General features: G+C 69.4%; 13 protein-coding genes. 4 read left to right on the top strand and 9 right to left on the bottom strand.

Features of this window, described 5'->3' with window-relative positions; translation table 11 throughout:
* Nucleotides 1–18: 18 nt before the first annotated feature.
* The 4 genes from qcrB to ctaE all read right to left on the bottom strand — a co-directional run bounded on the left by qcrB (nt 19) and on the right by ctaE (nt 4,313).
* Complete coding sequence (qcrB, locus tag ABT324_RS23045; protein ID WP_351181180.1) at nt 19–1,692, bottom strand: cytochrome bc1 complex cytochrome b subunit; 1,674 nt, start codon at nt 1,690–1,692, stop codon at nt 19–21.
* Nucleotides 1,689–2,810, bottom strand: a complete 1,122-nt coding sequence (gene qcrA, locus ABT324_RS23040) for a cytochrome bc1 complex Rieske iron-sulfur subunit (RefSeq protein ID WP_351181177.1) — start codon at nt 2,808–2,810, stop codon at nt 1,689–1,691. Before qcrA ends, qcrB begins: the two co-directional genes overlap by 4 nt.
* Nucleotides 2,807–3,613: a cytochrome bc1 complex diheme cytochrome c subunit gene (qcrC, locus tag ABT324_RS23035; RefSeq protein WP_351181174.1), complete on the bottom strand. Its 807-nt coding sequence runs from the start codon at nt 3,611–3,613 to the stop codon at nt 2,807–2,809. The genes qcrA and qcrC overlap by 4 nt, the downstream gene beginning before the upstream one ends.
* An 88-nt stretch (nt 3,614–3,701) precedes the next feature.
* Nucleotides 3,702–4,313 (bottom strand): aa3-type cytochrome oxidase subunit III, encoded by a 612-nt coding sequence (ctaE, locus tag ABT324_RS23030; RefSeq protein WP_351181171.1) that lies wholly within the window; start codon nt 4,311–4,313, stop codon nt 3,702–3,704.
* A 149-nt stretch (nt 4,314–4,462) separates the two neighbouring features.
* Between ctaE and ABT324_RS23025 the strand changes: the two genes are divergently transcribed.
* The 3 genes from ABT324_RS23025 (at nt 4,463) to trpD (ending at nt 6,560) form a co-directional block, all read left to right on the top strand.
* Nucleotides 4,463–4,846, top strand: coding sequence for a hypothetical protein (locus ABT324_RS23025; protein WP_351181168.1), 384 nt, complete (start codon nt 4,463–4,465; stop codon nt 4,844–4,846).
* Between the two features lie 115 nt (nt 4,847–4,961).
* On the top strand, nt 4,962–5,369 hold the full coding sequence (locus ABT324_RS23020; protein ID WP_351181165.1) for a response regulator: 408 nt from the start codon (nt 4,962–4,964) through the stop codon (nt 5,367–5,369).
* A gap of 144 nt (nt 5,370–5,513) precedes the next feature.
* Entirely contained in the window at nt 5,514–6,560 is a 1,047-nt protein-coding gene (gene trpD, locus ABT324_RS23015) for an anthranilate phosphoribosyltransferase (RefSeq protein WP_351181162.1), read from the top strand.
* A gap of 37 nt (nt 6,561–6,597) precedes the next feature.
* Here trpD and ABT324_RS23010 read toward each other — a convergent pair whose 3' ends face one another.
* The 3 genes from ABT324_RS23010 to ctaC all read right to left on the bottom strand — a co-directional run bounded on the left by ABT324_RS23010 (nt 6,598) and on the right by ctaC (nt 8,377).
* On the bottom strand, nt 6,598–6,882 hold the full coding sequence (locus ABT324_RS23010; RefSeq protein WP_351181160.1) for an Lrp/AsnC family transcriptional regulator: 285 nt from the start codon (nt 6,880–6,882) through the stop codon (nt 6,598–6,600).
* A 97-nt stretch (nt 6,883–6,979) separates the two neighbouring features.
* Nucleotides 6,980–7,378 (bottom strand): cytochrome c oxidase subunit 4, encoded by a 399-nt coding sequence (locus ABT324_RS23005; protein WP_351181157.1) that lies wholly within the window; start codon nt 7,376–7,378, stop codon nt 6,980–6,982.
* A gap of 42 nt (nt 7,379–7,420) precedes the next feature.
* Entirely contained in the window at nt 7,421–8,377 is a 957-nt protein-coding gene (gene ctaC / locus ABT324_RS23000) for an aa3-type cytochrome oxidase subunit II (RefSeq protein ID WP_351181154.1), read from the bottom strand.
* 362 nt (nt 8,378–8,739) lie between these two features.
* On the opposite strand from ctaC, the gene asnB reads away from it, so the two are divergent.
* Complete coding sequence (asnB, locus tag ABT324_RS22995; RefSeq protein ID WP_351181151.1) at nt 8,740–10,668, top strand: asparagine synthase (glutamine-hydrolyzing); 1,929 nt, start codon at nt 8,740–8,742, stop codon at nt 10,666–10,668.
* A gap of 120 nt (nt 10,669–10,788) precedes the next feature.
* On the opposite strand, the gene ABT324_RS22990 is transcribed toward asnB, so the two are convergent.
* Together ABT324_RS22990 and ABT324_RS22985 are read right to left on the bottom strand one after the other, a co-directional pair.
* The gene (locus ABT324_RS22990; RefSeq protein ID WP_351181148.1) at nt 10,789–11,634 is read right to left on the bottom strand and encodes a M23 family metallopeptidase; all 846 of its coding nucleotides are present in this window, start codon (nt 11,632–11,634) and stop codon (nt 10,789–10,791) included.
* Nucleotides 11,635–11,696: 62 nt separating this feature from the next.
* Nucleotides 11,697–13,274 carry a glycoside hydrolase family 13 protein gene (locus ABT324_RS22985; RefSeq protein WP_351181145.1) on the bottom strand — a complete coding sequence of 526 codons (1,578 nt, stop codon included), beginning with the start codon at nt 13,272–13,274 and terminating at the stop codon, nt 11,697–11,699.
* Between the last annotated feature and the right edge of the window lie 3 nt (nt 13,275–13,277).

The following is a 13,277-nucleotide window of genomic DNA, read 5'->3' as shown; positions in this document are numbered from 1 at the left end:
GTGACAGCGGCTGATGCCTCACTCAGTGGGCTGCTGCGGCTTGCCCGCCGTGAGCTCGCGCTCCTCGGCGGCAGCCTCGACCTCCGCGTCGCGCTCGGCGGCCTGGTGCCGCGCCCGCTCCAGGGCGGTGGTCTCGTCCACCGGGTCCGGGCGGAGCAGGCTGCCCGCGACGGGGCTGCCAGCCGCGCCGAGCTTGTTCATCTTCTTCGGCACCGGAGCGCCCTGGTAGGGCAGCGGCTCCGGGTGGCCGTGGTCGTCCACCGGGCCGAGCGGCTGGTGGACCTCGATGAACTCACCGTGCGGCAGGCGCTTGATGATGCCGGTCTCCACGCCGTGGTCCAGCACCTCGCGGTCGCTGTGCTGCAAGCCCAGGCAGATCCGGTAGGTGATGTAGTAGGCGATCGGCGGCAGCACCAGCAGACCGATGCGGCCAGCCCAGGTCATCAGGTTCAGCGAGATGTTGAACTGGAACGCCACGATGTCGTTGGCACCCGAGATGAACAGCACCCCGAAGAACGTCAGCGCCATCACGCCCAGACCGGTGCGGACCGGGGTGTCCCGCGGCCGTTGCAGCAGGTTGTGGTGCGCGTTGTCCTTGGTGAGCTTGCGCTCGATCATCGGGTACGCGATCAGCGTGGTGAACATGATGCCCATGCCGATGATGCCCGCGAAGAACACCGGCGGCACCGTGTACGGCCCGATGTAGAGCTCCCAGGCGGGCCAGACGCGCAGGATGCCGTCCGCCCACATCAGGTACCAGTCGGGCTGCGAGGCCGCCGAGACCTGCGAGGCGTTGTACGGGCCGATGTGCCAGATCGCGTTGATCTGGAAAACACCCGCCATGATCGCGCAGACACCGGTGACCAGCGCGAAGAACGCACCGCCCTTGAGCGCGAACACCGGCATGATACGGACGCCGACGACGTTGCCCTCGGTGCGCCGCACGCCCGGGAACTGGGTGTGCTTCTGGTACCAGACCAGCGCCAGGTGCGCCGCGACCAGGCCGAGCATGATGCCCGGGATGATCAGCACGTGCAGCGTGTACAGCCGCGGGATGATCTCGTGGCCCGGGTACTCGCCACCGAACAGGGCCCAGTGCAGCCAGGTGCCGATCACCGGGATGGACAGCACGATGCCCGACATGGTGGCGCGGATGCCGGTGCCGGACAGCACGTCGTCCGGCAGCGAGTAGCCGAAGAAGCCCTCGAACATGCCCAGCATCAGCAGCAGCGCGCCGATGGTCCAGTTGGCCTCGCGCGGGCGGCGGAACGCTCCGGTGAAGAACACCCGGAACATGTGCAGCATCATCGCGGCGACGAAGATCAGCGCCGCCCAGTGGTGCAACTGCCGGATGAACAGGCCGCCGCGCACCTCGAACGAGATGTTCAGCGTGCTCTCGAACGCGCGGGACATCGGGATGCCCTGCATGTTCTGGTAGACGCCGTCGTAGACGACCTCCTCCATGGAGGGGTCGAAGAACAAGGTCAGGTAAACGCCCGTGACGATCAGGATGATGAACGTGTAGAGGCAGATCTCCCCGAGCAGGAACGACCAGTGCGTGGGAAAGACCTTGTTCAGCTGCCGCCGCATGCCCTTGGCCAGGTGGTAGCGCGAGTCGAGCTCGTCAGCCGCCGTGGCGATCTTGCGGTACGCGGCGCTCTCCGATTTCGTCGGTTGGGTGATCGAGCTCATGCGTTACGCTCCCAGTACGCGGGACCCACCGGTTCGATGAAGTCGCCCTTGGCCACGAAGTAGCCGTCCTCGTCCACCGTGATCGGCAGCTGCGGCAGCGCCCGCGTCGCCGGACCGAAGACCGGCTTGGCGTAGGTGTTGACCACGTCGAACTGCGACTGGTGGCACGGGCAGAGCAGGCGCCCGGTCTGCTGCTCGAACAGCGAGGTCGGGCAGCCGACGTGGGTGCAGATCTTCGAGTAGGCGTAGTAGTCGCCGTAGTTGAAGTCCTCCTGCCCCTTGCGCTTGACGGGCTTGCTGCCCGGGCGCAGCCGGATCAGCATGACCGGCGCGTCGCCCTTGCGCAGCGAGGTCTCCAGCTCCTCGGTGCCGCGCATGGACTCGCGGAAGGGGTAGACCGTCTCGAAGCCGCCCGCGTCGATGTCCTCCGGGCGCAGCAGCGAGACCTCGTGCTTGTTGCCGGTGTCGCGGCGCAGGTAGGTCTTCTCGCCGGTCTCCGACAGCCAGCCGGTGTGCTGCAGCGACTCCGGGCCGGTGGTCGCCCAGGGGTTGCGGACCAGGCCGCCGATGGCCATCACACCGGCGCCGAGGCCGAAGGCGCCGACGCCGAACCCGGCGGTGCGCTTGATCATCGACCGGCGGGCGATGCCGCTCTTGTCCCCGGCGTCGGCCAGGATCGCGGTGGCCGTCTGGCGGTCAACCTCGTCCGAGCCGTGCCCGTCGTGGCGCTGCTGGACGGCGACCTCGTGCGGGATGAACTTCTTCTGGTACTGCACCACACCGATGCCCACGGACAGGACCGCCAGCCCGAAGAAGAAGCCGACCAGCGGGTTGTACAGCGAGTAGATGAAGTACCCGCGCTCGTCCGACGGCGGCACGTAGTCCCACGGCCAGAAGACGAAGACGGCGATGAACGCCAGCGCCGACAGGCCGGACAGCGCGAACCAGCCCGCGACGTTGCGCTCCGCGCGGCGCTCCGCGCGGGTGCCCTTGACGGGCCACTGCTCCTGGTACTCGACGAGCTCGACGTCGTCGAGGGCCAGGCCGAGCCGCATCTTCTCGTCGCGGCTCATCTCAGCCAGTTCGGCCTCTGTGTATTCCTTGTTCTGCTCACTCATGCCCTGGCTCCGATCCACAGGGTGAGGCCGATCAGCGCGCCGATGCCCACCACCCAGGCGATGACGCCTTCCGGTCCCGGACCATAACCACCCAGGTCGTTGCCGCCGGGGTTGTTGTTCCCGTTCGTCACGGACTTGACGTAGGCGATGATGTCCTTCTTCTCCTCCGGGGTGAGCTGCCGGTCCGAGAACTTCGGCATGTTCTGCGGCCCGGTGAGCATCGCCTCGTAGATGTCCTGCTCGGTCGACTCGTGCAGGTTCGGCGCGAACTTGCCGGAGGACATCGCGATACCGCGCCCGGTGAAGTTGTGGCAGGAGGCGCAGTTGAGGCGGAACAGCTCGGCGCCGCGCGCCGGGTTCTCGCCCTGCAGCGCCGCACCGGCCTGCTTCGGCGACTCGGGTCCGCCGCCGTAGGTCTGCACGTACGCGCCCAGCGCGTCGATCTCCTCGGGGCTGAACTTCGGCGGCTTGCGCATCGCCTGCGCCTCCTGGCGCACCATCGGCATCCGGCCGGTGGAGACCTGGAAGTGCACGGCGGCCTCGCCGACACCGACCAGGCTCGGACCGCGGTCCTGGACGCCCTGCAGGTTGGTGCCGTGGCAGCTGATGCAGGCGTTGTTGTAGAGCTGCTCGCCCTGCCTCACCAGAGCGGGCTCCGCAGCGGCCTGCGCGGTCTGCGGCTCGGGAGTCACGACGGTGTACAGCCCACCGGCACCCACCAGCGCGATGCCCAGCGCCAGTACACCGGAGATCCGCCGCTTGAGCTTCGAGCCCGCGCGGTTCCGTTTCTTGTTGGTGGTCATGAGTGCGGCAACCCTTGCTGTCCGGTTCGGGGTGTTCGGTTTCGTCCTCGTTCGAAGAAGCCGGTCGTGGTGACCCGGCTCCCGGCCATCACGGGACGAGGTAGATCACGGCGAACAGGCCGATCCACACGATGTCCACGAAGTGCCAGTAGTACGACACCACGATGGCTGCGATGGCCTGCGCTGGCGTGAACTTGCTCAGCTTCGTCCGGATGATCAGGAAGACGAAGGCGACCAGACCGCCGATGACGTGCAGCCCGTGGAAGCCGGTCGTCATGTAGAAGACGGTGCCGTAGGCCGACGACGCGATCGTGGTGGCGTGCTCGGTGACCAGCGTGTAGTACTCACCGGCCTGCCCCAGCACGAAGACCGTGCCCATGATCAGCGTGATCACGTACCACCGGCGGAGGCCGAACACGTCGCCCCGCTCAGCCGCGAACACCCCCCACTGGCAGGTGAACGAGGACAACACCAGGATGACGGTGAAGGGGAGGGCGTAGGCGAGGTTCAGCTCGCTGGGCGGTGGCGGCCACGGGCCCTCGTTCTGCGCCTTCACCGTGAAGAACATGGCGAAGAGCCCAGCGAAGAACATCAGCTCGCTGGCCAACCAAACGATGGTGCCCACGCTGACCATGTTCGGCCGGTTCAGCGAGTGCACGCGTTGACTGATTGAGGGCGCTGCCGTTGTCACGCGACGCATTATGTCTTGCGACTTTTCCGCTCGCGCCTTCGGGTCCACCAGGTCGGCCGCAGGGTGATCGGATCGCAACCCGGAGGTGACGCACCGTGAAGGGCATTCGCACCCGCTGGTCCGCTTGGCGGGCCGCCCGACGAGCCGCTCGCAAGCCTGTGATCAGCGCAGATGACCCGGATCTGCGGGTCGTGGTGATCGCCTACGACGAGACCGAGGCGGCCTCGGCGGCACTAGCCCGATCGGATGAGTGGCAACCCGAACGACCTGCGGTGCTGCGGCACCACCTCGCCCTCCCGGATCACTCGATCGAGTCGGCTCGCGGCCTGCTGGCGGCCGACGGCTGGCAGCTGCGCCCGGGCGGGCGCGGCGCGGTGGACGAGGCAGCCGGGCTGACCGCGGTGGTAGCCCTGCGTGTTCAACAACTCGACGCGTTGCATTGCTCACAGGAGGGCTCGCGGATGGCCGGGCTGGCCCAGCGGCACGGCGGCCAGGCGCACGGCTGGGACGCGCTGCAACCCGACCCCGGCGCGCCGAGCTGATCGATTTCGCCCGGGCGACTACTGTTCGCCCCGGTCCGGCCGATAGCATCCGGGGGAGTTCGCGACCTCGCCAGGCCCACCGCCGGGGCGTCCCGCAGACACTGAGGAGCCGTCGATGAGCGCACCGACCACCAACGTTCTCGTGTTCAGCCACCGCCCCGAGGTGCGGGAGGCGATTATCACAGCGGTCGGTCGGCGCCCGGCCCCGGACCTGGGCCGGCTGCACTACGTCGAGGCCGGCACCGTCGCCGACGTGCTCAGCGTGGTCGACGCGGGCGAGGCGGACCTGGTGATCCTGGACGGCGAGGCGCAGCCCACCGGCGGCATGGGCGTGTCCCGGCAGCTGAAGAACGAGATCACCCACTGCCCGCCGGTGGTGGTCGCGGTGCGCCGCAAGGACGACCGGTGGCTGGCCACCTGGTCGCAGGCGGACGCGGTGCTGGTGCACCCGCTCGACCCGCTGGCCGCGGCCGAGACCGTCGCCGAGGTGCTGCGCACCAGGGGCAAGCCCGTCCCGGCCTGATCCCGGGACGGGACCTGACCGCCGCTCGCGGATTACCGTGGGCGCGGTCCGGGTACCGGAACTCCAGACGACGCGTCAGCGGGCCCTCGGGTTCGAGGGCCCGCTGTCGTCGCTGATCTAGCACGGAGAAGAAGCGTGGGAACCATGGCGGGAAGCTGGGCGGGACTGCTGGGCACCCTGGTCGCGGGTGAGGACCTCTCCGCGGAGGACACCGCCTGGGCGATGGACCTGATCATGTCCGGGGAGGCGACCCCGGCGCGGGTGGCCGCGTTCGTCGTCGCGCTGCGCGCCAAGGGCGAGACCCCGACCGAGGTCCGCGGCATGGCCGACGCGATGCTCGCGCACGCCCGCCAGCTGGACATCGCGCAGCGCGCGGTGGACATCGTCGGCACCGGTGGCGACCGCACCGGCAGCGTGAACATCTCCACCATGGCTTCGATCGTGCTCGCCGCCGCGGGCATCACCGTGGTCAAGCACGGCAACCGGGCGGCCTCCTCCAAGTGCGGCACGGCCGACGTGCTCGAGGAGCTGGGCGTCGCCATCGACCTGCCGCCGGAGGGCGTGCGGCGCTGCGTCGAGGACGTCGGCATCGGCTTCTGCTTCGCGCCGGTGTTCCACCCCGGGTTCAAGCACGCCGGTGGCCCGCGCCGCGAGATCGGCATCCCGACCGCGTTCAACCTGCTGGGCCCGCTGACCAACCCGGCGCGCCCGGTGGCCGGGCTGATCGGCTGCGCGGACCGCCGGATGGCGCCCGTGGTGGCCGAGGTGTTCGCGGCCCGCGGCAACTCCGCGCTGGTGGTGCGCGGCGACGACGGCATGGACGAGATCACCACCACGACGCTGAGCACGGTCTGGGTGGTCCACGACGGCGTGGTCCGCGAGGAGCGGATCGACCCCCGGGACTTCGGCGTCGCCTACGCCCGCCCGGAGGACCTGCAGGGCGGCGACGCGGTGGTGAACGCGAAGGCGGTCCTCGACCTCCTGGCGGGCGCGGAGGGCCCCGTGCGCGACGCTGTGCTGCTCAACGCGGCGGGCGCGATGGTGGCCTACGAAGGGCCGGGGGAAGACCTCAGCAGCCAGCTCAGCGACGCGTTGATCCGCGTCGCGGACGCGATCGACTCCGGCGCTGCGGCGGAGCTGCTGAACCGCTGGGCGATCCGCTCCTGCGCCCTCAAGGTCGAGCTGGGCTGACACCGCGGCGACGGGATGAGCCCGTCGCCGCCGGGGTTCACTCCTCTTCCAGGCCGATGGAGAAGGCCGCCTCCTCGTCCCGGCGGGAGTAGGAGCGGAAGGCGATGTGGGTGTCGGTGTCCAGCACCCCGGCCACCTTGTTGATGCGCCCCGGCACGATGTCGGCCAGGTCCTCGTGCCGCCGGACCCGCAGCATCGCGATCAGGTCCACGTCACCGGCGCAGGAGTAGACCTCGTCGACCCCGTCCAGGTCGGCGATCTCCTGGGCGGCTTCGGCGAGGCGGTCGGCGGCGGTCTGGATCAGCACGATCGCGGTGATCACGGGGGGGAACCTCCTGCAGCTGGGTGCGGAACCGATGCTAGACCGACGCAGGCCCCCGAGTCCGCTGGGACTCGGGGGCCTGCGTCGTGGGTTTTCGTCAGTGATGGCCCTGGCCGGTGTGGTACTCGAACACCAGGCCGGCGACCATGATCAGCATGAAGCCGACCGCCAGGACGATCATCCACACGTGGAAGAACGCCAGGGCGATGCCGGCGAAGGCGGCGGCCGCCGCCACGCCAGCGGGCCAGTAGCTGCCGGGGCTGAAGAAGCCCAGCTCACCGGCACCGTCGCTGATCTCCGCGTCCGGGTTGTCCTCCGGCCGCTCCTCGATCCGGCGGGCCACGAACGAGAAGTAGCTGCCGATGATCAGCGAGAGGCCGCCGACCAGGATCAGCGCCACGGTGCCCACCGGCTCCTTGGCCCAGGCCCCGTACACGATCGCGGACAGGAAGAAGAAAACGGTGATGATGTTGAAGATCCGGGATTCGATCTTCATGGAGTCCTCGCTCTCACGCCGTACGCCCTGTCGAGGGCACCACTACTTGGTCCCGACCTGCTGACCGGAGGGTGCTCCGCCGGTGCGTTCGGTGTTGAACGGAACGCCGGTCACCGCGTGCGGCTCACACAGCTCGCCGCAGTCCTGCCGCTCCTCGCCGAGCTTTGTCAGCGCCTCCGCCGCCGTGTACGGCTGGGTGGTCGCCGGGTTGACCTGCGTGCGCAGCTGCATGTACCGGTCGAACTTGTCCGGCGACAGCGCCCGGACCTCGAAGTTCATCATCGCGTGGTAGGTGCCGCACAGCTCGGCGCAGCGGCCGACGAACGAGCCCTCCCGCTCGATGGTGTTCTGGAAGACGTTGTCCTGGTTGTTCTTGTCCGGGTGCGGGAAGGTGTCCCGCTTGAAGTGGAACTCCGGGACGAAGAACGAGTGGATGACGTCGGTGGCGCTCAGGTTGTACTCGATGCTCTCGCCGGTCGGCAGGACCAGCAGCGGGATCTCGCTGCTGCTGCCGACGGTGCGCACCGGCTGACCGTCCGGCGTCTTGTACTCGGGGTAGTTGAACTCCCAGTTCCACTGGAACGCGACCACGTTGACCTTCTGGTCCGGGTTCGCGGGCTTGGCCAGCACGTAGTTCTGCGTGACCGCCGTGAAGTAGAACAGCACGACCACCAGCACGAACGGGATGGCGGTGTAGATCAACTCCAGTGGCAGGTTGTACTGGAACTGCCGGGGGAGCTCCTCGTCACCCTTCTTCTTGCGGTGGAAGGCGACCGACCAGAAGATCAGCCCCCACACGATCACACCCACCGCGAGTGCCGCGATGACCGACCAGGTCCACAGGGTTCGCATCGACTCGGCCTGCGGGGTGACACCCTCCGGCCAGCCGAACCGCAGGACCTCATCGGTCGTGCAACCCGTGGCCGCGACACCAACCAGGCCGATCAGCCCAGCGACTTTGACCAGCCGTGGCACTCGGGTCCCCTCCTTCAGGCCCACTGCGCGACGCCTCCTCGTGCAAAACTCACCGGTGCGGCCGGGTGATCCGCGCCCGACCTGGAAGCCGGACCTCCGGATCTGCCGCCGGAATCCTGCGCAGAGCCTAGCCCAGGTGTAGCCGCGATACTGCTTCGGGGGCGTCGATCGTCCCGCTCGTTCGCGCGAGCGGTCACGCAGCGGAACCGCGGCGGCCCTGCCGGCACCGCACCGCAGCCCCGTGCGCACTGGAGATCGCGGCCCAGGTCGCCCCGTCCTCACCCGCGCGTGCAGCGCGCGTGCGGGAGGACGGCATACTGGGGCAGGCCTTCGCGGGGGGAGGCTCCAGAGACGACACCGCCGACTCGAAGAGGTGCACCAGACGCGTGTGCGGCCTGCTTGGACTGATCTGTCCCACGGAAGAGAACGCCGGATTCGCGGTGAACGCGGTGGCCAACGCGCTGCCGTGCCAGCGACACCGGGGACCGGACGAGAGCGACACCTGGCACGGCGGTGAGGTCGTCTTCGGCTTCAACCGGCTGTCGATCATCGACCTGGAGCACTCGCACCAGCCGTTGACCTGGGGGCCGCCGGAAACCCCGCAGCGGTACACCATCAACTTCAACGGTGAGATCTACAACTACCTGGAGCTGCGGGCCGAGCTGATCGAGCGGTTCGGCGCCCGGTTCGGCACCGACGGCGACACCGAGGTGATCGTCGCCGCCTACCACTACCTCGGCACCTCCATGGTCGGGCGGCTGCGCGGCATGTTCGCGTTCCTGATCTGGGACAACGAGCGCAAGGTGGTCTTCGGCGCCCGCGACCCGTTCGGCATCAAGCCGCTGTTCTACGCCTCCGGCCCGGGCGGCACCGCCTTCTCCAGCGAGAAGAAGAGCCTGCTGAGGCTGGCCAGCACGCTGCGCATCGCCGAGGAGCTGGACCACAAGGCGATGCAGCACTACCTGCAGCTGCAGTACGTGCCGGAGCCGGAGACGCTGCACCGGCAGGTCCGCCGCATCGAGTCGGGCACCTCGTTCACCGTCTCCCCCGGCGGGCAGCTGGTCACCGAGCGCTACTTCCAGCCGAACTTCCACTCCCGGCCGGTGAACACCGACGCCGACGCGCGGCGGCTGCACAACGAGATCGTCGACGTGATGCGCGACTCGGTGGCCAAGCACATGCGCGCCGACGTCACGGTCGGGGCGTTCCTGTCCGGCGGCATCGACTCCACCGCGATCGCGGCGCTGGCCAAGGAGCACAACCCGAACCTGATCACCTTCACCACCGGTTTCGAGCGGCAGGGCTACTCGGAGGTGGACGTGGCCGCCGAGTCGGCCGCGGCGATCGGGGTCAAGCACGTGGTCCGCACCGTCTCCGCCGAGGAGATGATGGAGGCGCTGCCGCTGATCGTCTGGTACCTGGACGACCCGGTGGCCGACCCGGCGCTGGTGCCGCTGTGGTTCATCGCCCGCGAGGCGCGCCAGCACGTCAAGGTGGTGCTCTCCGGTGAGGGTGCCGACGAGCTGTTCGGCGGCTACACCATCTACCGCGAGCCGCTGTCGCTGGCGCCGTTCGAGAAGGTGCCGGGCGCGCTGCGCAAGGCGATGGGCCGGGTCTCCACCGCGATCCCGGAGGGCGTGCGGGGCAAGGACCTGCTGCGCCGCGGCGCGCTGAGCCTGGAGGACCGCTACTACGGCAACGCGCGGATCTTCCGGGACGACCAGCTGCGCAACGTGATGCGCAGCTACGATCCGGGCGTGTCGCACCGGGACATCACCTCGGGCCCGTACCGGCAGTCGGCGGGCTGGGACCCGGTGACCCGGATGCAGCACGTGGACCTGTTCACCTGGCTGCGCGGCGACATCCTGGTCAAGGCCGACAAGATGACCATGGCCAACTCGCTGGAGCTGCGCGTGCCGTTCCTGGACCCGGAGGTCTTCCGGGTGGCCAGCACGGTGCCGCTGGAGCAGAAGATCACCAAGGAGACCACCAAGTACGCGCTGCGCCAGGCGATGTACCAGGTGGTCCCGGCGCACGTGCTGAACCGCCGCAAGCTGGGCTTCCCGGTGCCGATCAAGCACTGGCTGCGCGACGAGATGCACGACTGGGCGCGCAACATCATCCAGCAGTCGCAGACCGACCACCTGCTCAACCGCACGGCGGTGCTGCAGCTGCTGGAGGAGCACCGCTCCGGCGTGCTGGACCACAGCCGCCGCCTGTGGGCGCTGCTGGTGTTCATGCTCTGGCACGGCATCTTCATCGAGGGGCGCCTGTCCCCCGAGGTCCCGGAGCCGCACTACCCCGTGCGCCTCTGACGCCTGCCCACGAACGGCCCGCCCACCCTCGGTGAGCGGGCCGTTCTGCGTCCTCGCCGCGCCGTCCCGGTGCCGAGCAGGAGCCGGCGGGACCGTGGCGGCGCGGTCCGCCCCGGGGTGTCAGCTGCAGTGCTCGAAGGGGCTCTCGTAGGAGTTCGAGCCGACCGAGCCGCCCCACTTCACGCAGGTGGCACCGGCCTCCTTGCGGACCGGCCCCGCGTAGTAGGTGAAGTCACCGGAGTCGGTCGCCCGCTGCTTGCCCTTGACCTCCAGGAAGGCCGAGGTCGGGGTCGCCTTGCCCAGCGAGGTCGACTTCAGCGTCACCACGCAGTTGTTCTTGTTCGAGGCGTTGTAGAGCAGGTAGACGGTGCCCGCGCTGGACAGCGCCTTGGAGTTGATCACGCTGTAGCCCGAACCGCACACCTCGGTCGGCGTGTACGGGTTGCCGCTGCAGTTGTTCTTGCTGGTGAACGACGTCTTGCCGAAGTAGGGCACGGCCACGCCGTTGAGCTTGGCCTTGACCACGGTGCCGTTCTGGCGCTGCTCGTAGTGCAGGTGCGGGCCGGTCACGCCACCGGTGGCGCCCGCGGTGCCGATCTTCGCGCCGAGGGACACCTTCTGCCCCACCGAGACGCTCTGCGTGGACAGGTGGGCGTAGCGGGTGCGCCAGCCGCTGCCGTGGTCCAGCTCGATCCAGCGGCCGTAGCTGGTGTCGCCCTCGTTGGCCACCCGGGTGACGGTGCCCGCCGCGGAGGCGAGCACCGGCATGCCGGTGATGCCGGACTTCTGGAAGTCCACCGAGTTCGCCGGGTTGTGGCCGCTGAAGGTCGCGGCCGTCACGGTGACGCCGCACTTGAACGGGACCTGGAAGTTCGGCGCGGCGAACGCGGGTGCCTGCCCCAGTCCGACCACACCGAGCGCGGCGAGTGCGAGTGCCGCTGCGCCCGTGGCTAATCGTCGCAACATGAACCACCTCCAGTGCAAGGGGGATCCATGCGACCACGCCGGAACCGGCAAAAACAGACCTGTTAGGAGGATTCTTGGTTAATCCTTCCCAACCACACCGTGGTCGCGCCGGGCAGCACACCGTCCCAGCTGGTCACGGCATCGCTGCGGCAGAGCAGGTGGCCGGGCAGGTCCAGGGCGACGTCAGCTGTGCCGAAGTTGGTGGCGCACACGAAGTCCGAGCCCCGGCGGAAGACCAGCACGTCCTCAGGCGCGCCGATCCACTCCAGCTCCCCGTCGCCGAGCGCCGGGTCCGCCCGCCGCAGCGCCAAGGCCTCGCGGTAGGTGCGCAGCACCGAGCCCGCACCGCGCTCCTGCTCAGCGACCGTCGAGGTCGCCCACTCCGCAGGCACGGGCAGCCAGCTCTCCCCCGTGCTGAAGCCGAACGGCGGCCGGTCCCCGGACCACGGCATCGGCACTCGGCAGCCGTCGCGGCCCGGGTCGGTGCCACCGGAGCGCTTCCAGATCGGGTCCTGGCGCGCTTCGGCGGGCAGGTCCAGCACCTCGGGCAGGCCGAGCTCCTCGCCCTGGTAGACGTAGACCGAACCGGGCAGCGCGAAGCTGAGCAACGCCGCCGCGCGGGCTCGCCGGGTGCCGAGCTCGCCGCCGCCGTAGCGGGTCACCGGGCGCTGGACGTCGTGGTTGCCGAGCACCCAGGTGGTGGTCGCGCCGACCGCCGCCGTGGTGGCCAGTGACTCCGCCACCACCTCCCGGAACTCCGCGGCCGACCAGGACGCCTCCAGCAGCGCGAAGTTGAACGCCTGGTGCAGTTCGTCGGGGCGCACGTAGCGGGCCAGCCGCTCGCTGGTCGACGCCCACGCCTCGGCCACCCCGATCCGCTCGCCGCGGTAGGAGTCGAGCAGCTGCCGCCAGTCGCGGTAGATCTCGTGCACCTCGTCCTGGTCGAAGTAGGGCAGCTCGCCGCGACCCAGCAGCGAGATCTGCTCGTCCAGGCCGGTGTCGGGCAGGTCCGGGTGCTTGATCATGCCGTGCGCGACGTCGATGCGGAACCCGTCGACGCCGCGGTCCAGCCAGAACCCCAGCACCTTGCGGAAGTCCGCGCGCACCGCCGGGTTCCGCCAGTTCAGGTCGGGTTGCGCCGGGTCGAACAGGTGCAGGTACCACTGGCCGTCGGGCAGCCGGGTCCAGGCCGGGCCGCCGAAGATCGACTCCCAGTCGTTGGGCGGCAGTTCGCCGCGCTCGCCCCGGCCGTCGCGGAACAGGTACCGGTCCCGGGCAGGGTCGCCCGGCGCCGCGGCCAGCGCCTCGGCGAACCACGGGTGCTGGTCGGAGGTGTGGTTGGGCACGACGTCGACGAGCACCCGCAGGCCCAGTTCGTGGGCCCGGGAGACCAGCGCATCGAAGTCGGCCAGCGAACCGAAGGTCGGGTCAACGTCGCAGTAGTCGGCCACGTCGTAGCCGCCGTCGGCCATCGGCGAGGGGTAGAACGGGGTCAGCCACACGGCGTCCACGCCGAGGGAGACCAGGTGTGGCAGCCGGTCTCGGATCCCCGCCAGATCGCCGACGCCGTCCCCGTCACCGTCGGCGAAGCTGCGCACGTAGACCTGGTAGACGACGGCGTCACGCCACCAATTCGACATCCT

Source organism: Saccharopolyspora sp. NPDC000359, assembly GCF_040300525.1.
GTDB lineage: Bacteria > Actinomycetota > Actinomycetes > Mycobacteriales > Pseudonocardiaceae > Saccharopolyspora.
The sequence above is the reverse complement of the archived record's forward strand: the minus strand, read 5'-3'. Positions and strand labels throughout refer to the sequence as shown.